14 protein-coding genes and 1 pseudogene are annotated in these 20,081 nt (G+C 63.8%); 7 read left to right on the top strand and 8 right to left on the bottom strand.

Going from position 1 to position 20,081, the window contains the following annotated elements; translation table 11 throughout:
* The first annotated feature begins 669 nt into the window (after positions 1–669).
* Positions 670–2,796, top strand: a complete 2,127-nt coding sequence (gene flhA / locus QX135_RS19610; protein WP_315714040.1) for a flagellar biosynthesis protein FlhA — start codon at positions 670–672, stop codon at positions 2,794–2,796.
* 372 nt (positions 2,797–3,168) lie between these two features.
* Positions 3,169–3,369 carry a hypothetical protein gene (locus QX135_RS19605; RefSeq protein ID WP_315734069.1) on the top strand — a complete coding sequence of 67 codons (201 nt, stop codon included), beginning with the start codon at positions 3,169–3,171 and terminating at the stop codon, positions 3,367–3,369.
* A 131-nt stretch (positions 3,370–3,500) separates the two neighbouring features.
* Here the strand turns inward: QX135_RS19605 and QX135_RS19600 are convergent, their stop codons facing one another.
* The 4 genes from QX135_RS19600 to fliI form a co-directional block, all read right to left on the bottom strand.
* Positions 3,501–4,490 (bottom strand): anti-sigma factor domain-containing protein, encoded by a 990-nt coding sequence (locus QX135_RS19600; RefSeq protein WP_316179999.1) that lies wholly within the window; start codon positions 4,488–4,490, stop codon positions 3,501–3,503.
* A 51-nt stretch (positions 4,491–4,541) separates the two neighbouring features.
* The gene (locus QX135_RS19595) at positions 4,542–5,090 is read right to left on the bottom strand and encodes a sigma-70 family RNA polymerase sigma factor (RefSeq protein WP_315714037.1); all 549 of its coding nucleotides are present in this window, start codon (positions 5,088–5,090) and stop codon (positions 4,542–4,544) included.
* A gap of 153 nt (positions 5,091–5,243) precedes the next feature.
* The gene (gene fliJ, locus QX135_RS19590) at positions 5,244–5,663 is read right to left on the bottom strand and encodes a flagellar export protein FliJ (protein WP_315714036.1); all 420 of its coding nucleotides are present in this window, start codon (positions 5,661–5,663) and stop codon (positions 5,244–5,246) included.
* A gap of 109 nt (positions 5,664–5,772) precedes the next feature.
* The gene (fliI, locus tag QX135_RS19585; protein ID WP_315734073.1) at positions 5,773–7,095 is read right to left on the bottom strand and encodes a flagellar protein export ATPase FliI; all 1,323 of its coding nucleotides are present in this window, start codon (positions 7,093–7,095) and stop codon (positions 5,773–5,775) included.
* 422 nt (positions 7,096–7,517) lie between these two features.
* Here fliI and ctrA point away from each other — a divergent pair, with 422 nt between their 5' ends.
* From ctrA to QX135_RS19570, 3 genes are all read left to right on the top strand, one after another.
* Positions 7,518–8,219, top strand: coding sequence for a response regulator transcription factor CtrA (gene ctrA, locus QX135_RS19580; RefSeq protein WP_012046382.1), 702 nt, complete (start codon positions 7,518–7,520; stop codon positions 8,217–8,219).
* Positions 8,220–8,617: 398 nt separating this feature from the next.
* Positions 8,618–9,771, top strand: a protein-coding gene (locus QX135_RS19575; RefSeq protein WP_315797622.1) for an IS3 family transposase whose coding sequence is annotated in 2 segments (ribosomal slippage) — positions 8,618–8,867 and positions 8,867–9,771 — 1,155 coding nt in all. Because the reading frame shifts where the segments join, the coding sequence is not laid out codon by codon here.
* Between the two features lie 231 nt (positions 9,772–10,002).
* Positions 10,003–10,665: a response regulator transcription factor gene (locus tag QX135_RS19570; protein WP_316178319.1), complete on the top strand. Its 663-nt coding sequence runs from the start codon at positions 10,003–10,005 to the stop codon at positions 10,663–10,665.
* Here the strand turns inward: QX135_RS19570 and QX135_RS19565 are convergent.
* Together QX135_RS19565 and QX135_RS19560 are read right to left on the bottom strand one after the other, a co-directional pair.
* Positions 10,660–12,780, bottom strand: a complete 2,121-nt coding sequence (locus QX135_RS19565; protein ID WP_316178320.1) for an MASE1 domain-containing protein — start codon at positions 12,778–12,780, stop codon at positions 10,660–10,662. The two genes, QX135_RS19570 and QX135_RS19565, sit on opposite strands and share 6 nt — an antisense overlap.
* Positions 12,781–13,022: 242 nt before the next feature.
* A pseudogene (locus tag QX135_RS19560) lies at positions 13,023–13,523 on the bottom strand (integrase core domain-containing protein); the annotation flags it as partial.
* Positions 13,524–13,703: 180 nt separating this feature from the next.
* On the opposite strand from QX135_RS19560, the gene QX135_RS19555 reads away from it, so the two are divergent.
* Positions 13,704–13,925 (top strand): hypothetical protein, encoded by a 222-nt coding sequence (locus tag QX135_RS19555; protein ID WP_316234244.1) that lies wholly within the window; start codon positions 13,704–13,706, stop codon positions 13,923–13,925.
* A 12-nt stretch (positions 13,926–13,937) separates the two neighbouring features.
* On the opposite strand, the gene mfd is transcribed toward QX135_RS19555, so the two are convergent.
* Positions 13,938–17,453: a transcription-repair coupling factor gene (gene mfd, locus QX135_RS19550; protein ID WP_316178322.1), complete on the bottom strand. Its 3,516-nt coding sequence runs from the start codon at positions 17,451–17,453 to the stop codon at positions 13,938–13,940.
* Positions 17,453–17,740 (bottom strand): succinate dehydrogenase assembly factor 2, encoded by a 288-nt coding sequence (locus QX135_RS19545; protein WP_315757546.1) that lies wholly within the window; start codon positions 17,738–17,740, stop codon positions 17,453–17,455. Before QX135_RS19545 ends, mfd begins: the two co-directional genes overlap by 1 nt.
* 196 nt (positions 17,741–17,936) lie before the next feature.
* On the opposite strand from QX135_RS19545, the gene recG reads away from it, so the two are divergent.
* Entirely contained in the window at positions 17,937–20,039 is a 2,103-nt protein-coding gene (gene recG, locus QX135_RS19540) for an ATP-dependent DNA helicase RecG (protein ID WP_316178324.1), read from the top strand.
* The last annotated feature ends 42 nt before the right edge of the window (positions 20,040–20,081 follow it).

Raw genomic sequence — 20,081 nt, 5'->3', positions numbered from 1 at the left:
TGTTTCGGCCAGACCTGTGGTGACTGCCGCCTGCTTTTTTTGCTGCAGGCGGGCCACGGGCGCGGCCGGCGCCCGGCCTTCCCTGCGCCCTCCTCTGTGTCGAGGGCGGACCTGATGCACAACTCGGGCGCGATCCGCCGCGGGAGACGATGCCGCATGTCCGCGAGAGGAAATTCATTCGTGCTTGTTCGCAGTCAGACCCGGCAGGGGCCTCATGGTTCGAGACGGCGCTGCGCGCCTCCTCACCATGAGGGTTTGGCGCCGAAACCGGAGCTGCATTTGGCCGTGAGCGGTGTGCTCATCGGGAGGAGCGCGATGGCCGGCACAATTCATCGTCCGGATACGACCCTCGCTCCTCACCATAAGGAGCCCGCCGTAGGCGGGCGTCTCGAAGGGCGAGGCCCGGATCGTGGCGGCGTAACGAAGATGCGGCAGGAGAGCGCATCCCCTCTCCCCCGCAACCTTTTGTTAACCGGCATTAACCGAACGCTAACCAACCACCGGGCAAAAATTGCCGGGTGGAATGTGCGTGTCGTGGTTGGGTGCAGTTGACGGAGGAGACCTTCCGTGGACGCCGGCGCGGTACCTCAGTTTCGGAACGGCGGCCCTGCGGCCGTCGCGCAGTCGTTTGGGGCCGGCACACGCGGCCGGCGGGAAGGGGCGAAAGCCATGGTCGACGTCACGGCGGGTCAGGGGGTCGGATCTCCGGCCGGCGGGTTCTCATTCGCTGACCTCAAGACAGCAGTCCTGCGCGGCGACATCGCGCTGGCGCTCGGCATCCTCACCATCCTGGTGGTGCTGATCCTGCCGCTGCCCTCGCTGGTGCTCGATCTGTTCCTGGCGATCTCGATCACCCTGTCGATCCTGATCCTGATGACCGCTTTGTTCATCCAGGCACCGCTGGAGTTCTCCTCCTTCCCGACCATCCTCCTGATCTCCACGATGCTGCGGCTGTCGCTCAACCTGGCCTCGACCCGGCTGATCCTGTCGCGCGGCCACGAGGGCACCGATGCGGCCGGCCACGTCATCGAGGCATTCGGCAACTTCGTGATGAGCGGCAATTTCGTCATCGGCATCATCGTGTTCGCGATCCTGGTGACGGTGAACTTCGTCGTCATCACCAAGGGTTCGGGCCGCATCGCCGAGGTCGCGGCGCGCTTCCATCTGGACTCCATGCCCGGCAAGCAGATGGCGATCGACGCCGACCTCTCCGCCGGCCTGATCGACGAGAAGGTCGCCAAGATCAGGCGCAAGGAGCTGGAGGACGAAAGCGGCTTCTTCGGCGCCATGGACGGTGCCTCCAAATTCGTCCGCGGCGACGCGGTCGCCGGCCTGCTCGTCGTCTTCATCAACATCATCGGCGGCATCATCATCGGCGTCGCCCAGCAGGGTCTCGGCTTTGCCGAGGCCGCCCGCACCTACACCACGCTGACCGTCGGCGACGGCCTCGTCACCCAGGTGCCGGCGCTGATCGTCTCGACCGCGGCGGGCCTCCTGGTCTCCAAGGCCGGCGTCAGCGGTGCCGCCGACAAGGCGCTGATCAAGCAGTTCTCGGGCTATCCGCAGGCGCTCGGCATGTCGGCCGCCGTGATGCTGGTGCTGGCGCTGCTGCCGGGCATCCCGACCCTTCCGTTCCTGGCGCTCGGCGGCGGCGCCGCCGCGCTCGCCCTCAAGGCGCGCAAGCAGAAGGAGGTCGCGAAGGCCGAGGAGGTCGCCGCGGCCGCAGCACCGGCGGCGGCTGCCACCGCCGCGGCCGCCGAGGAGCCGATCTCGGCCGCGCTCAAGATCGACGACCTCAAGATCGAGCTCGGCTATGCGCTGCTGCCGCTCGTGAACGCACCCGACGGCACCGACCGCCTGACCGACCAGATCAAGGCGCTGCGCCGGTCGCTGGCGATCGAGATGGGTTTCGTGATGCCGTCGGTGCGCATCCTCGACAACGTGCAGCTCGAGGCCAACACCTACATCATCAAGATCAAGGAGGTCGACGCCGGCTCCGGCAAGATCTGGCCGAGCCAGTTCATGGTCATGGACCCCGGCGGCAACCAGGTTGCGGTGCCCGGCATCCACACGACGGAGCCGACCTTCGGCCTGCCCGCCACCTGGGTCGACGCCGGCCTGAAGGAAGAGGCGACGCTCAAGGGCTACACGGTCGTCGACGCGGCGACCGTGCTGTCGACGCACCTGACCGAGCTGCTCAAGGCCAATATGAGCGACCTGCTCTCCTACGGCGAGGTGCAGAAGCTCCTGAAGGAGCTGCCGAAGGAGCAGAGCGAGCTGGTCAAGGACATCGTGCCGACGCAGATCACGATTTCCGGCATCCAGCGCGTGCTGCAGCTGCTGTTGTCGGAGCGCATCTCGATCCGCGACCTCTCGACCATCCTCGAAGGCATCGCCGACGCGCTCGCGTTCTCGCGCAACCCGGCCACGATCGTCGAGCACGTGCGCGCCCGCCTCGCCCGCCAGATCTGCGCCCAGAACACCTCGCCGATGGGCTACCTGCCGCTGATCGCGCTGTCGGCGAGGTGGGAGCAGGCGTTTGCGGAATCGCTGATCGGCCAGGGCGAGGAGCGCAGCCTGGCGATGCAGCCGTCGAAGCTGTCGGAGTTCATGACCGCGACGCGCGACGCGTTCGAGCGCGCCGCGCGCGAGGGCGAATCGCCGGTGCTGGTGACGTCGGCCGCGATCCGGCCGTTCGTCCGCTCGCTGGTCGAGCGCTTCCGGGCCCAGACCACGGTGCTGTCGCAGGCCGAAATCCATCCGCGGGCGCGGCTGAAGACGGTGGGGAGCGTGTGACGGCTGGCGTTGCGGAACCGCGGAATCCCGAGCGCGTTTGATCAGCGGGGCCGGCGCCAGGCGCCGGCTTTTGCCGTTTTTACCGGCAGACCACCCCTTGCTTTACCGCCACAGGCAAACGAATTCTTAAATTTGCGTTAAGTGGCTGAAGTTTCATCCGCACACCGAACAGGCATTCAAGTTATTGATATAACAATGCAAATGTGTATTTCATCGACTTTCGATCGCGAAGCATCACGACTTATCACACACTTGTGATGTGGTCTACGAAACAGAATTGAGGTTTCCTACGTTAGTTCACGCGAGACGATGAACCGGAAAGCCCCCGGCTCACACGAATCAGCGAAGGACGGAAGACGGCAGGAGGCTTCCATGAACCACTCGATTTACAGCGCGGATCGGACCACCCACCTCAAGATCGTGGTGGTGGCGCTCGTGGCTGGCATCGCAGTGGCCGGCTTCGGCATCTCCGCCCGTCTCAACGCGGAGCCGAACTACGCGCAGACGGCAAAGGTCCTCAAGGCCGGCAAGCCGGTCGTGGTGACGAGTTCGGAGACGTCGCTGGTTCGCTGACAGGAATTTCCCGAATTCACGCGGTTCTCACAGCCCCCCAACTGGCCGCGTGGATATGTAGTAGACCCAACCCCAAGTCGACTACTGAAAACGCCCGCTCCCCACGGGCGTTTTCTTTTTTGGGCCCTGAATCACCGCGCCGGCGGCACCGTCTCGATCAGCTTGCCGGTAAACACGATCGGCCCGGTCGCCTGCCCGGTCGGCGAGCCGCCCTCGGGCTCGACCGTGACGGCGTAGGTCGCGCGACTCACGGTGTCGGCGTCGTAGGACGAGAGAACGGGACGGCTGGTGAAGTCGCTGCCGCCGATCACGCCGAGCGAGCGCGGCTTCTGCAGCCTGTCGGACACGAGCCACAACTCGAAGCTCTTGCCCGGCTCCGGCGCAGCGCCGACCCGGCGCACGGTGTAGCTTTTGCTGGCAGCATCGACGGTCAAGATGAACGCCGGCGACGCCGCGTCCTTCTGCAGGAGAGCAACGAACTGGGCGGAGGGTTGCGCGACCGGCACCTTGATCTCGACAGTCTGGATCCGCGGCTTCGGCCGCAATGGCTGCGGCAAGAGATCGGGGCGGTAAACCTGGACACCGACCAGCGCGAGCAGCACGGCCGCGAGCGCGGTCATGATGTTGGCGACCGCGCGCAACTGCCGGACCTTGGACGAGAGCCGCACCACATTCGCATCATTGTTCGCGATCTCATGCGCTGCAGACGCGCTGCGCGTCGCGGCGACGGCCGCGACCTCAGGCTCGGGCGCCTCGACCGAAGCCGCTTCGATCGGCAGGGCTTCCGCCGCGACAGGCGAACCCTCGGGAGGCGCAGGGTCAGGATGAACAGCAAAGACTGGAGCCTCGGCCACCGCCACCGGTTCAGCCGGCGGCGCGCTCTCGGCGAACGCGCGCAACCGCGCGATCTCGGCCTTGATGCGCTCCCACAGCTCGGGGCGCGGCTCGACCAGCCCGACCATCTGGTTGAGCGGACCGAGACGAAATTCCCACGCCTGGACCAGCGCGACAAAATCCTTGTCGACCGCCATCATGGTCTCGACCTGCGCCCGTTCGGCGGCGTCGAGCGTCCCGAGAGCATATTCCGCCGCCAGCGCGATATGGTCTTCGCTATACGCCATCACAGGTCCAGGTCACGTCCTACAGGGTCTCTCGCCGGATCGAACGGCACCTCATCCGAGACCGAGGCATTGGCGGATGTCCATCATGCTCCGCCGCAACCAGGTCTTCACCGTGTTCACCGGCGCCTCGAACTTGGTCGCCAATTGCTCGCGGCTCCAGCCGTTATAGTAGGCAAGCAGCACGAGCTTCTGGCGGTCGGGCTCGAGCTGGCCGACGCATTCCAAAAGACGCTTGAGCTCCTCCGACATCTCGCGCCGCGCCAGCGGATCCGGCGTCTCGGCCGCAACCTCGAGCGCGGAGGGCTCATCCTCCAAAGACAACTCACCGCGCTTGCGCACCAGGTCGATGGCGCGGTTGCGGGCGATGGCGGCCATCCAGGTGATCGGGGAAGAAACGGCCGGGTTGAACTGCGCGGCGTTGTTCCAGACCTTCACATAGGTCTCCTGGACGACCTCCTCGGCGAGGTCCTGTCGGTGCAAGATACGGAGCACGACGCCATAGAGTTTCGCGCGCGTCGCCGCGTAGAGGCGCTCGAAGGCGGCCTCGTCCCCCTTGGCAACAGCGGCAAGCAACCAGACCAGCTCTGCCGGCGTCAGCATTTGGCGTCCCCGAAAATCGCCCCACTCCCTCGTTCGAGCCTACGTCCTCCCGTAGCACAAGTCCTGGGCAACTCTCCACCGGGGCGGGCGCGACGAAAAACCCGGACCTCGCGGCCCGGGTTTTCGAAAGCGACAGCCGCGACGGCGACAGGCTCAGGCGATGACGCCGAGCCGGGCGCGCATCAGACCGATGCTGTCCATGTCGGCCTGCTCGCGGGCGCTCTCCTCGGCCTTTTCGCGGGCCTGGTCACGCTCGTCGAGCAGCTCGACCTTCTTCATCTCCTCGAACGCCTCGGACAACGCAGCCTTGGCGTCCTCGAGCTGGGTGCGCAGCTCGTCGGCCGAGCGCGTCAGGTTTTCCCGGCGCTGGATCGCGGCCTTGGCGTAGGTCGGATAGGCAAAATGGGTCGGGTCGTTGATGCCGGCCCGCTCCTGCTCGGTCTGGATCTCCCGCTCGAGCTCGGCCGACATGCGCTGGAAGTCAGCGATCATGCCCTCGATCTGCGTCACCCGGCGGCGTTTCTCATCCACCTGAAACTTCTTCAGACGGATCAGCGTTTCGCGCGACTTCATCGACTCATACTCCCCAGAAGTCCCGTGTACGGCGCGGGACAGGGCCGGCCGCCCTCCCTGGGCTCGCCGACTAGGCTCGTTACATGGAGGGGATGATTACCCGACAAAGTTAGCTTTCCGTTTCCAAGCGCCCCAGGATCTGTTCCAGCTCCCGATACCCGCTCTGCAACGTCGAGACCTCGTCCTTGCGCTGGCGCAGGAACGCCTCCAACGGCTCGTGCAGCCGGATCGCCTCGTCGACCTCCGGACTGGAACCGGCGCGGTAGGCGCCGAGCCGGATCAGCTCCTCCATATCGGCGTAGGTCGCCATCACCTGGCGCGCCCGCATGATGGTCGGCAAGAATACGGGGTCGGCCGATTTCGGCATCGTCCGCGACACGGATTTGAGGACGTTGATCGCCGGATAGCGGCCGCGTTCGGCGATCGAACGCTGCATCACGACGTGGCCGTCGAGAATGCCGCGCACCGCATCCGCCACCGGCTCGTTGTGATCGTCGCCATCGACCAGCACCGTGAAGATCCCGGTGATGGTGCCGTCGCCGCTGCCCGGCCCCGCCCTCTCCAGCAGTTTCGGCAGCTCGGTGAACACGGTGGGCGTGTAGCCCTTGGCGGTCGGCGGCTCGCCAGCCGACAGCCCGATCTCGCGCTGCGCCATCGCAAAGCGCGTCACAGAGTCCATTAGACAAAGGACATCCTTGCCCTCGTCGCGGAAATATTCGGAGATCGCGAGCGTCAGATACGCCGCCTGCCTTCGCATCAGCGCCGGCTCGTCGGAGGTCGCGACCACGACGACCGAGCGCGCGAGACCCTCATCGCCGAGATCGTCCTGCAGGAACTCCTGCACCTCGCGGCCGCGCTCGCCGATCAGTCCGATCACCGACACCGCCGCATCGACGTTGCGCGCCAGCATCGACAGCAGCACCGATTTGCCGACGCCCGAGCCGGCGAAGATGCCGAGCCGCTGACCGCGGCAACAGGTGAGAAAGGTGTTCAATGCGCGGACGCCGAGATCGAGCGGCGAGCCGACGCGCCTGCGCGAATGCGCCGGCGGCGGATTGTTCCGATAAGGAACCGGCGAGGCGCCCTGCGGCAGCGGCCCCTTGCCATCGATCGGCTCGCCCATCGCATTGATGACGCGGCCGAGCCAGGCCGGCGATGGCCGCACCTGGTTGGCCGCATTGGCGATCACGGCGCGGCAGCCGCGGCGCACGCCCTCCAGCCCGGCGAACGGCATCACCACGGCATTCTTGCCGGAGAAACCGATCACCTCGGCAGGGATGTAATTGTTGCCGGTCTCGATCACGATGCGCGCGCCGACCGACATCGCATGAATCGGCCCGGCGATCTCCACCATGAGTCCCTTCACGCCGACGACACGCCCATAGGTGTTCACGGCGTCGATGTCGCTGATCTGCTCGGCCAGGGCCTTCATTGCCAAAGCGCCTTCATCGCGAGAGAAAGTTCATTGCGCCAGAGCCTTCATTGCGAAAACCTTAAGTAGGGGCAGATTCGCGTCGTCGGTTTAACTCTGTGTTTACTCGCATCATTAATCATTACGTCATGGTCTGGAGTGACTGACGTGCTTCGCTTTGCCGCCTTCGAAAAGCGGTGAGATCCGAGAGTCGGTTAGGTCCATCTCTTAACATGGAGCTTGAACGAGGACGGCTAAGAAAAACTGCCTTATCGCAACACCTTACGGCGATTCGATAAAAATTGCACGGATAGAGCTTGCGGAGGGGAATCAGGATTTGTTAACCATCTCTCGTCAGGATCCGAATCAGTTGTTCAAAGGCGTTTTGAGTGCCGCGATGGCGGCCGACCTGACGCCCGGAGCGGCGACTATGGGGAACTGGCATGCGCGTTTTGCTGATTGAGGATGACAGCGCCGTCGCGCAGTCGATCGAGCTGATGTTGAAGTCTGAGAGCTTCAACGTCTACACGACTGACCTTGGCGAAGAAGGCGTCGACCTCGGCAAGTTGTACGATTACGACATCATCCTTCTCGACCTCAATCTGCCCGACATGTCCGGTTACGACGTGCTCAAGCAGCTGCGCGTCTCGAAGATCAAGACGCCGATCCTGATCCTCTCCGGCCTTGCCGGGATCGAGGACAAGGTCAAGGGTCTCGGCTTCGGCGCCGACGACTACATGACCAAGCCGTTCCACAAGGACGAGCTGATCGCCCGCATCCACGCGATCGTCCGCCGTTCCAAGGGCCACGCCCAGTCGGTCATTCAGACCGGCGACCTCGTCGTCAACCTGGACACCAAGACGGTGGAGGTCGGCGGCCAGCGCGTGCACCTGACCGGCAAGGAATACCAGATGCTGGAGCTGCTCTCGCTCCGCAAGGGCACCACGCTCACCAAGGAGATGTTCCTCAACCATCTCTACGGCGGCATGGACGAGCCCGAGCTGAAGATCATCGACGTCTTCATCTGCAAGCTGCGCAAGAAGCTCGCCAACGCCTCCGAAGGCCGCAACTTCATCGAGACCGTCTGGGGCCGCGGCTACGTGCTGCGCGAGCCGCACGACATGGACGAGCGCATCCCCGCCTGATCTTTCACTGGGTACTCCGGCAGGCCTCACCGGCTTGCTCCTCCCAGACTGGGCCCCGCCGCAAATGGCGGGGTTTTTGTTTGTGGGGGGTGTGATTGCTGTGGGGCCGGTGCTTGTTTGCTCGGAGCCTTGGGGGCGCTCGACCCAAACTCTCGCGACCCGATCGGTGCGCTCCCCTCCCCCTTGCGGGGAGGGGTCGGGGGTGGGGGTCCACGGAAATGGACTTCATGGAAGCCACCCCACCGACAGCTGATTAGTCATCCCTATCAGCGCACACCCCGCTCGTGCCTGCATGCGCCACAAACTTCGTTCGGAGCAAGAAACCCCCACCCCCAACTGAGCTGCTGCCGGTTTGATGGACACCGAGATTGGGTGTTTCATGAAGCCGGAGGTGGGCGATGAAGAGACGGAAGTTCAGTCGCGAGTTCAAGGTCGAGGCGGTCAAGCTGGTCAGGGAGCGCGGGGTATCGGTGGCGCAAGCCGGCCGCGATCTGGACGTTCATGAGAACGTGCTGCGCAAGTGGGTCAAGGAGTTCGGCTCCGACCCGGTACGGGCCTTTCCCGGCCATGGCCAGATGAAGCCTGAGCAGCAGGAGATCGAGCGGTTGCGCCGTGAGGTCGCCAAATTGAAGGCCGAGCGGGATATTCTAAAAAAGGCCGCAGCCTTCTTCGCGAAGGAAGCGACATGAAGTTCGTCTTCATCGCGAAGCACCGGGCGATCTGGCCGGTGGCATGGCTATGCAATGCGCTGGGGGTGTCGCGGTCGGGCTTTCATGCCTGGCTGAACCGCTCTCCCAGCGCCAGATCCCGCAGCGACGAAGAGCTCGGCGGCAAGGTCAAGGCCAGCTTCATGGCTAGCGACCGCACCTACGGCGCGCGCCGGGTGTGGCGTGATCTGCTCGCCGACGGGGTGGACTGCGGCCTCCACCAGATCGAACGGCTGATGCGCCTGCAGGGCTTGCGGGCGCGGCCGCGACGCCGGTGTTTACCGAAGGACAGTGGCGATCGGCAACTCGAGACAGTGCCGGCGAACCTGCTGGACCGGCAGTTCGCCGCCGAGCGGCCGAACCAGAAGTGGATCGCCGACTTTACGTATCTCTGGACGGCCGAGGGCTGGCTCTACGTTGCAGCAGTGATCGACCTGTTCTCGCGCCGGGTGGTGGGCTGGTCGATGAGCGCCGCCATGACGGCTCAGCTGGTGACCGATGCGTTGCTGATGGCAGTCTGGCGACGGGGCAAACCGGATGCGCTGTTGCACCACTCCGACCAGGGGAGCCAGTACACCAGCGAGCAGTTCCAGCGCCTGATGGCCGACCACGGCATCGTCTGCAGCATGAGCCGTTCCGGCAATGTCTGGGACAATGCGGCGATGGAGAGCTTCTTCTCGTCGCTCAAGACCGAACGGACGGAGAGCAAAACCTACAGGACCAGAGACGAGGCGCGAGCCGATGTGTTCGACTACATCGAGAGATTTTACAACACGACCCGCAGGCACTCGACCATCGGCTACGTCAGCCCGGTTGAGTTCGAGCGCAAGGTGGGATTAGCTTGACCGGGTGTCCATCAAACCGGCAGCAGCTCAGTGATTACAATTACACCACACAACGGCATTCGGCTCCTACCTTGAGTGCCCGGCGGCGAACCGCTGGTTGGGCCAAGGATGATGGTGGATGGACGGTATCGGGAGCCAGTCTTCCGCCAGCTTCTTCCTCGCCAAAGACCCGAAGGTGGGTGTATGTTTTTTAAGTTGGATCTCCGTGCAATGAGATGACGGAGAGCTTTTATGAAAGTTCTTATTGTCGACGATCATGCATTAATCCGCGAGGCGTTGCACGCTGTCGTGAAACAACTGAAGCGAGACTCCGTCATTTTTGAAGCTTCGAACGGCCGTGAGGCAGTGCACATAGTCGAGGAACATCCTGACATCAGCCTCATTTTGCTTGATATCAATTTGCCTGATCGAGATGGCTTCTCTGTGCTCCGCGAACTGCGTGACCGCTATGCGACCATTGCTATCGTCATGCTCTCGTCCTCGGATGATCAAGATACAGTCAAGCGCGCTTTCAAACTAGGCGCTCTGGGTTTCATCCCGAAAACGACCGAACGTGAGGTCATGCTCAACGCCATCAAGTTGGTGTTTTCTGGCGGCATTTACATTCCCTCGGAGATTCTTGAGGAACCAACGTCTCCGCGGCTTACAAATAAGCTAGCGACGCGCGACTCTCCCAAGGGTCTCGGGTTGACCGATCGGCAGATTGACGTGCTTGCGCTCCTGATGAAGGGAAAAAGTAACAAGATCATTGCCAAGACCCTCGATATGGCCGTGCCGACAGTGAAGAACCACATCACGGTCGTTCTCAAGGCACTCAATGTAACGAGTCGCACCGAGGCAGTAATAAAAGTCGGAAAAATGGGCTGGGAATTGTCGCCGAAATCTGATTCATAACGCCGCCCCGGTGTCTCTCCTATCGTCTTGATCCCTCAAGAACTCTTGCATGACAGCGCGGAGCCGCATTGGGTCGACAGGTTTGTGCAGCAAAATGTACCCTCTATCCTTCGCGTCACGTAATGGTTCGGGTGCCGTATCGCCGCTGGTGAGGATAGCTGGAATTGATGAGCCAAACGCCGCACTAATTTGTTCAATTGCTCGGATCCCGGTCTTTCCGCTCGCAAGATGATAATCCGAGATTATAAGATCGAGGCGTTGCTGGCGCTCAGCCAGTCGGATAAGCGCAGCTTCGTCGGATCCGGCGGTAAGGACGGAGTATCCCCATTTGCCAAGCAATCCGCCTGTCTCCTCTCGCACAATTGGAGCATCGGCAATAACAAGAATTACCTTACCTTCGACCGCAACGACTGCGGGGCGAGGTGAGTCGACGGGCTCGGTGGACGTGACGCATTTATCGGCCATCGGAATCAAGATTGCGAATCGCGAACCTCGGCCCACAGTCGAAGCTAAGTCGACTTGATGGTTGAGAAGTACGCGAAGCCTGTCGACAATAGCCAGGCCGAGCCCCAGGCCGCCGTACCGGTTCCGTTCTGGGCCGGGTAGTTGAAAAAACTCGCCAAAGATATTCTGCTTCTGATCCTCAGGAATGCCGGGACCGCTATCCCATACTTCGATACGCAACATTTCACCGCGCCGACGACATCCGACGATGATCCCGCCCCGTGACGTATAGCGCACAGCATTGGATACCAGATTGAGCAGTATGCGTTCGAGCAGCATGGCGTCGCTCCGCACCCAGGCATCACTTCGCCGAACGCGTAGACGCAAGCCTTTTTCTCGCGTTGCCTGATCAAACGTAGTCTCAATTGTTTGCAACAGGCGCGCGATCGGGAATTCGGTAATTTTGGGTGTAAGGATTCCAGCATCGAGCCTGGAAATATCCAGGAGCGAGTTGAACATTTCATCCATTTCTTTGCGCGTTGCATCGATCCGCTCGATCGTCTTTGTCCTTTCCCCCGATTTGAGCGGCGTGCGCAGCTGCGCAACGAACAGGCCTAGTGCATGTAATGGCTGCCGCAAATCATGGCTTGCCATGGCAAGAAAGCGCGATTTTGCTGCATTGGCGAGCTCCAACTCTTGCGTACGTTCTGCGACCTTCCGTTCGAGTTCCATGTGCGCGTGGCGCAGACTTTCCTCCGCTTTCTTGCGCACCTCGACGTCGGCGCTCAGTAACAAGCTTGGAACGGTAATACTGATCAAGAACATCAATACCAGCAGGAATGAAACGTTGAGATCCACGGTCGTGAAGGGGCCGCCGCCCGTGAGCGTCCCCCAAATCGTGATCCCCGCAAGCACCAGCGCAACGGTTGCAGTGTCACGTGGACCGCGGCGCAGCGCCGCCCACAACATTGGCAGGATCGCAAGAAAACCCAGTGGATTTCGGCTCGGCGTTTGCTCGATCAGGGGGCTGAAAGCAATGAGTCCAACAGCCGCCGCTGTTGCGAGGACGCCGACCGTCTCCAAAAATTCCTTGCGGTTGAAAGCATGGTAGGGGCTTGATGCCCAAAGCACGATAACGGGGGCAATGACCAGCGCGCCGGTCACATCTCCCAGCCACCATGTGACCCAGGCGTTTGCGAAATTCGTCCGTTCGATGTACCCGGCGGTTGCCAGGCTGGACAGTCCAATGGTGGCGCTGATCGGTGTCGCGATCACGAGGCAAATCAGGGTAAACTTCGCGACAGAATTTGGCGTCGAAAACGTATTACATCCGCTCGACCATCGATTGATGAGGTAAACGCCAACAACGGCTTCAAGAGAGTTGCCGGTCGCAATCGCAATTGCGGTGGCAACCGAGCCGGCGGTCGCCGCATTGGCGATCACCGCCGCCGTGAAAATTGCGGGCCAAGTCCGATATCCCCACAACAGCACCGCCGCCAGCGCGACACCTGTCGGTGGCCAAATTGGCGTTGCACTGGGATGAATAGAGGCGAGAGCAAGGCCACCTTTTGCCAGGGCGAAATAGATCAGTCCAATTGCGACCAGACCGCTGGCATAGCTAATGCCTCGGCGGAAATTTATCTCCGGCGATAGTGATCGTGGATCGGACATCGTCGATGCCTGGACCAGGCAGTTGGATCGCCCCCCACAACTGACCTTTGATCTTCTTGAAGATCTGCGAAACTGATCTCGTTGATAAAGATCTGCGAAACATTAATCCTCTTTAGGGACTCGTGCGACCATCTCAAGGTTGCACACGCGTTCGAGCCGGGCTTAGCTAGCGCTCGCATGGTGCCGATACGGGCGGGCATCGCAGGCCCGCCGTGTTCTGCAACTGACCTGCCACCGAAGTTTCATCCAGGAGCATTTGGAGTCCTGTTGGGTCTTACGCCGAGTGGCGCGGATGCAGCAACGGGCGATTGGCGGAGCTGGTCGGGGTTGCGCAGCCGATCGCCCGTTGCGGGAAGGTTGGCGGCATAGGCCGCAGGGGTCTGGTATTTCGGTGAGGAGTGCGGCCGCTCGCCGTTGTAGTCCGTGACCCAGGCGGCGAGCTTGCGCCGTATGTCGTCGAGGCCGAAGAACAGCGTTTCGTTCAAGAACTCGTCGCGCATCCGGCCGTTGAAGCTCTCGACAATGGCGTTCTGGATCGGCTTGCCGGGCGCGATGAAGTGCCAGTCGATGGCGTTGTCCTTGCACCAGGCCAGCATCGCATTGCAGGTGAACTCGGTGCCGTTGTCCGAGACGATCGAACCCGGCTTGCCGCGTCGGGCGACGATAGTGGTCAGCTCCCGCGCCACCCGCCGGCCCGAGATCGAGGTGTCAGCGATCGCTCCCAGGCTCTCCTTGGTGACGTCTGGTCTGCTCTTCCGTGAACCGTTTACGCTTCATCTGTCCGTCCTTCGTCAGGCCGGACTCTAAATCCTTCTGGAGGAAATTCTTAGGGGCAGGTCACGAGGAGCAAAGCGACGAAGCAATCCAGAATTCTGGCGCGGCTCTGGATTGCTCCGATTCGCTCGCAATGACGGAACGTCGGCTTGGCCACGATCTCAACCAAACACGTACATCTTCAGATCGCGCATTCGCCTCACTCGTCTGATCTGATCATCGGACGGGGCGTGTGGCGTCTTGTGAAGCGGAGCCTTGCGATGCAGAACAGACAATCTCGCGATGAGACCGACTGGATCAGCGTGATCGCGATCGTCTCAGTCTTCACGATCGCCAGCCTTGCGTTGCATTTCGGCTGGATGCTTCGCTAACGCTCCATTCCGCTACGCCGCTTTCTTCTTCTCCGCGAGGTCGGCGAGTTCCTTCAGGATATCGGTGGTGCCGGCGAGCCGCTCCTCGGGCGTCTCCCAGACCTGCAGGAACACGACCTTCATGTCGGGGCGCACCTTGGCGGCTTGGCCGTGGCGCTTGATGAAGGCGACGAGACGATCGGGATAGGCGAAGCTGTTGTCGCGGAAGGCGATGACCGCGCCCTTCGGGCCGGCATCGACCTTCTCGACATTGGCCCTGCGACAGTAGTTCTTGATCGCGGCGACCTTGAACAGATAGCGCGTCTCGTCCGGCAACTTGCCGAAGCGGTCGCGCAGCTCGGCCGCGAAGTTGTCGATCTCGTCGTCGGTCTCGAGATCGGCGAGCCGGCGGTACAGCGACAGTCGCACCGAGAGGTCGGAGACGTAGTCCTCGGGGATCAGCACGGGCATGCCGATGGTGATCTGGGGCGACCAGCGGTCGACGGTCGGCTCAGTGATGCCAGCCTTGAGGTTCTCGATCGCCTCCTCCAGCATCGACTGATAGAGCTCGAAGCCGACCTCCCTGATGTGGCCGGACTGCTCGTCGCCGAGGAGGTTGCCGGCGCCTCGGATGTCGAGGTCGTGGCTGGCGAGCTGGAAGCCGGCCCCCAGCGTCTCCAGCGACTGCAGCACGCCCAGGCGCTTTTCGGCCAGTGGGCTGATCTTGTGCGTCGACGGCAGGGTGAACAGCGCATAAGCGCGCAGCTTGGAGCGGCCGACGCGGCCGCGCAGCTGATAGAGCTGGGCAAGGCCGAACATGTCGGCACGGTGCACGATCAGCGTGTTGGCGCGGGGAATGTCGAGGCCGGATTCGACGATCGTGGTCGACAGCAGGATGTCGAACTTGCCGTCGTAGAACGCCCCGATGATGTCCTCGATCACGGTCGGCGCCATCTGGCCGTGCGCGACGGCGACCTTCATCTCCGGCACGGTCTTGTCGAGGAACTCCTTGACCTCGGCGAGATCGTCGATACGCGGCACGACGTAGAACGCCTGACCGCCGCGATAGCGCTCACGCAGCAGGGCCTCGCGGATCATCACGGGGTCGTGCGGCGCGACGAAGGTGCGAACGGCGAGACGATCGACTGGCGGCGAGGCGATGATCGACAGCTCGCGCACGCCGGTGAGTGCGAGCTGCAAGGTGCGCGGGATCGGCGTCGCCGACAGGGTCAGCACATGCACCTCGGCGCGCAGCTGCTTCAGCCGCTCCTTGTGGCTGACGCCGAAATGCTGCTCCTCGTCGACGATGACGAGGCCGAGATCGCGGAACTTGATCGCCTTGCCGAGCAGCGCGTGGGTGCCGACGACGATGTCGACCGAGCCGTCGGCGAGGCCCTTCTTGACCTGATTGAGTTCCTTGGTGCTGACCAGCCGCGACGCCTGTGCGACGTTGACCGGAAAGCCCTTGAAGCGCTCAGCAAAAGTCTTTGCATGCTGGCGCGCGAGCAGCGTGGTCGGCACGACGACAGCGACCTGCTTGCCGTCGAGCGCGACGGCGAAGGCGGCGCGCAGCGCCACCTCGGTCTTGCCGAAGCCGACGTCGCCGCAGACCAGCCGGTCCATCGGACGTCCCGCTTCGAGATCGGCGAGCGTCGCCTGGATCGCAGCGAGCTGGTCCTCGGTCTCGTCATAGGGGAAGCGGGCGCAGAACTCGTCATAGAGGCCGGCCTGCACCGGCAGCTTCGGTGCCTCGTGCAGCATGCGCTCGGCGGCGATCTTGATCAGCTCGCCGGCCATCTCGCGGATGCGGTTCTTCAGCTTGGCCTTGCGCGTCTGCCAGCCGGAGCCGCCGAGCTTGTCGAGCTCGACGTTGGTCTGGTCGGAGCCGTAGCGCGACAACAGCTCGATGTTCTCGACCGGCAGATACAGCTTGGTCTCGCCGGCATAGCGCAGTTCGAGACAGTCATGCGGCGCGCCGGCGACCTCGAGCGTCTGCAGCCCGACGAAACGGCCGATGCCGTGATCGACATGGACCACGATGTCGCCGATCGCGAGGCTCGTCACCTCCGAGATGAAATTGTCGAGCTTGCGGCTCGCCCGGCGCGGCCGCACCAGGCGGTCGCCGAGAATGTCCTGCTCGGAGATGACCGCGATCTGATCGGTCTCGAAGCCGGTCTCCAGGCCCAGCACCGCGAGCATGGTCTCGTTGCGCGGCGTCGCCTGCACCACGCGCCAGGTGTTGACGCTGGTGACGTGGATCAGCTTGTGGTCCTTCAGCATGCTGGCCATGCGGTCGCGCGAGCCTTCGCTCCACAGCGCGATCACGACCTTCTTGCGCACCGATTGTAATGCCTGCACGTGGGCGACAACTGCCTCGAACACGTTGACGGCGGCGTCGTTGCGCTCGGGCGCGAAATTGCGGCCCTGCCGCGCGCCGATGTCGACGACGTTGGCGCTCTCCGGCACCGCGAACGGAGTGACACGCGCCAGCGGGACGGCGGTGAGCCGCTCGGCCCATTCGGAGGACGTCAGATAGAGGCGGTCGACCGTCAGCGGCTTGTAGATCGCCCCGCCGCCGGGATGCTCCATCGCCTCGCGGCGCGCGTCGTAATAATCGATGATCTGCTTGAAGCGCTCGCGCGCGGCATCCTCGCCCTGCGGCTCGATCACGATGGGCGTGTTCGGCAGATAGTCGAATAAGGTCTCCATCTTGTCGTGGAACAGCGGCAGCCAGTGCTCCATGCCGGGATAGCGGCGGCCTTCGCTGACGGCCTCGTACAGCGCGTCATCGCGCTCCGGCGCGCCGAACTCGGCGACATAGCCCATGCGGAAGCGGCGGATGGTGTCGGTGACGAGCTGGAATTCCGACACCGGCACAAGGTCGAGCGAGCGCATGTCGAGCAAGGTGCGCTGCGTCTCGGCGTCGAAGGTGCGGATCGATTCCAGGCTGTCGCCGAAAAAGTCGAAGCGCACCGGCTGGTCGAGGCCGGCGGGAAACAGGTCGAGAATGCCGCCGCGCACCGCATATTCGCCGCTCTCGCGCACGGTCGACGAGCGGTGATAGCCGTTATGCTCGAGCCAGGCAACGACGGAGTCCATCGGCACGACATGGCCGGGCGCGACCGACAGCGCCTGCCCGGCCATGGTGTCGCGCGCCGGCACGCGCTGCACGATGGCGTTGACGGTGGTCAGCACGATCAGCGGCTTGTCGCTGCCGGCGAGGCGCGACAACCGCGCCAGCGTCGTGACGCGCTGGGCGAGAATACCGCCATGCGGCGAGACGCGATCGTAAGGCTGGCAGTCCCAGGCCGGGAACTGCATCACCGGCAGATCCGGCGCGAAGAAGTCGAGCGCCCGCGCCAGCTGCTGCATCCGATTGCCGTCGCGACAGACCACGGCGAGGCTCACCGCCGGCGGCTTCGGCTTGGCCGCGACCGCCCGCGCGAGATCGGAGACGACCAGGCCTTCGGCGCCCTCGGCGACATTGGCGAGCGTCAGCGCGCGCCCCGGCGCGAGATGCTCGGCTGGCGACTTGACCGGGCTCTTCATCAATCGGCGCCCACCGCGCGGAACGCCTTGATGCGCTCGAACAATGCCGGGGTCTGCTCCGGCGGCAGCGGCCGGGCGCCGGTCACCGCGGCATAGAAATCCGGGTCCGGAACTTCCAGAAGCTGTTCGAGCTCGGCCAGCTCGCTCTCGGAGAGGCTCCCGATCTCTGCATCGGCGAAGCGGCCGAGGATCAGGTCCATCTCACGGGTGCCGCGATGCCAGCAGCGGAACAGGAGCCGCTTGCGACGGTCGTCTAGGCCTTGGCTCGATCGGGTCGTTCCGGTCATCGCGATATTCCTGCAGGACAACGCCAAAAGCCCGGACGGTGCCGGGCGCGGTTCGATATAGCGGCACGCAGCGCTCCTGTCAGCCCTCCCAGGCTGCAGAACCGGCATGCCCGGCACCTGAAACCTGAGAAAAAGACGTGGATGTCTTGGCATTCGCGGCTATTCCGGCTCTCAAACCGCTTTAAGTGTTCGGTCCATGCGCCCAAGCGTTCTCAATCCCCTGTTCGCGCCGGTCACCACCCTCTCCGGGGTCGGGCCGAAGCAGGACAAGCTGCTGCGCTACCTGCTCGGCTGCAGCGAGACGCCGCGGCTGGTCGACCTGCTGCTGCACCTGCCGGCCAGCGTCATCGACCGCCGCCACCGGCCCAAGGTGCGCGACGCCGAGGCCGGAACCATGGTGACGCTCGAAGTCACGGTCGATCGCCACCGCCCCTCGCGCAACGCCCGCGCGCCGTACCTCGTTTACGCCAGCGACGAGACCGGCGACGTCGTGCTGACCTTCTTCCGTCCCAAGGGCGACTACATCGAGAAGGTGCTGCCGGTCGGCGCCAAGCGCTATGTCTCCGGCACCGTGCAGATGTATGACGGCGTGCCGCAGATCGTGCACCCCGACCGCATCCTGGATGAAGCGGGGTTTGCAAAACTCTCCGGCATCGATCCGGTCTATCCGCTGACGGAAGGCCTCGCACTCGGATCGTTGCGGCGCGCGATTGCCGCGGCGCTGACCAAGCTGCCCGAGCTGCCGGAATGGATCAGTCCGGAGGTGCTCAGCCGCTGTGGCTTCCCGCCCTTGAAGGAGGCGCTGACGCGGGTGCATGTGCCGCAGGAGCTGACCGACATCCTGCCGGAAAACCCGTTCTGGTCACGGCTGGCCTTCGATGAGCTGCTCGCCGGCCAACTGGCACTGGCACTGGTGCGGGCGCAACTGCGCCGGCCCGCGGGCAACCGTCATGCCGGCGACGGCCGTCTGCGCCGCAAGATCATCGACGCCCTGCCCTATGCGCTGACGAACTCGCAAGCCGAGGCGATGGCCGCGATCGCCGCCGATCTCGAAAAGCCGGTACGGATGCTGCGGCTGCTGCAGGGCGATGTCGGCTCCGGCAAGACGGTGGTGGCGCTGCTGGCGGCAGCCGCCGTCGCCGAGGCCGGCAAGCAGGCGGCCCTGATGGCCCCGACCGAGATTCTGGCGCGCCAGCATGCCAAGACCATCACGCCGCTCGCCGAGCGCGCTGGGATGAACGTGGCCATTCTCACGGGGCGCGAGAAGGGCAAGGAGCGTCGCGACATTCTTGCGCGTCTGGAGGCCGGCGAAATCGACCTGCTGGTCGGCACCCACGCGCTGATCCAGGACGACGTGGTCTTCAAGTCGCTGGCGCTCGCCATCGTCGACGAGCAGCATCGCTTCGGTGTGCGCGAGCGGCTGGCGCTGACCTCGAAGGGCGAGGCCGTCGACGTGCTGGTGCTTTCGGCGACGCCGATCCCGCGCACCCTCGTCCTGACCTATTTCGGCGACATGGACATCTCCGAGCTGCGCGAGAAGCCGGCCGGCCGGCAGCCGATCGACACCCGTGCGGTCGCCGACACCAGGCTCGGCGAGGTCATCGACGCGGTGGGGCGCGCGCTCGATGCCGGCAAGCTGGTCTACTGGATCTGCCCGCTGGTCGAGGAATCCGAGGCCGAGGGCATCGATCATCTCACCAATGCGACGGATCGCTTCGAGAGCCTGCGCGAGCGCTTCGGTGCCAAGGTCGGCCTCGTCCACGGCAAGATGAAGGGCAGCGAGAAGGACGACGTCATGGGCCGGTTCGCGACCCACGAGTTGCGGCTGCTGGTTGCGACCACCGTGGTCGAGGTCGGCGTCGACGTACCGGCCGCCAGCATCATGGTGATCGAGAATGCCGAGCGCTTCGGCCTCGCCCAGCTGCACCAGTTGCGCGGCCGCATCGGCCGCGGCTCGGAGGCCTCGACCTGCATCCTGCTCTATCACGAGCCGCTGGGGCAGATGTCGAAGGCGCGGCTCGCCGTGATCCGCGAGACCACCGACGGTTTTCGGATCGCCGAGGAGGACCTCAAGCTGCGCGGCGAAGGCGACGTGCTCGGCATCCGCCAGAGTGGCCTGCCCGGCTATCGCATCGCCCGTCCCGAGGTGCATGCCCAGCTGATCACCCAGGCGCGCGACGAGGCGCTGCGGATCCTCAAGGAAGACCCGAAGCTGAAGGGCCCGCGCAGCGACGCGCTGCGCTGCCTGCTCTATCTCTACGAACGCGACGAGGCGATCCCGCTGCTGACGGCGGGCTGACATGTCGTAGGGTGGGCAAAGCGACGCCAAAGGCGGCGCGTG

Origin of the sequence: Bradyrhizobium sp. SZCCHNR1098 (genome assembly GCF_032489375.1) — a bacterium.
GTDB lineage: Bacteria > Pseudomonadota > Alphaproteobacteria > Rhizobiales > Xanthobacteraceae > Bradyrhizobium.
Note: the sequence above shows the minus strand (reverse complement) of the source record. Positions and strands in the feature narration are given on the sequence as shown.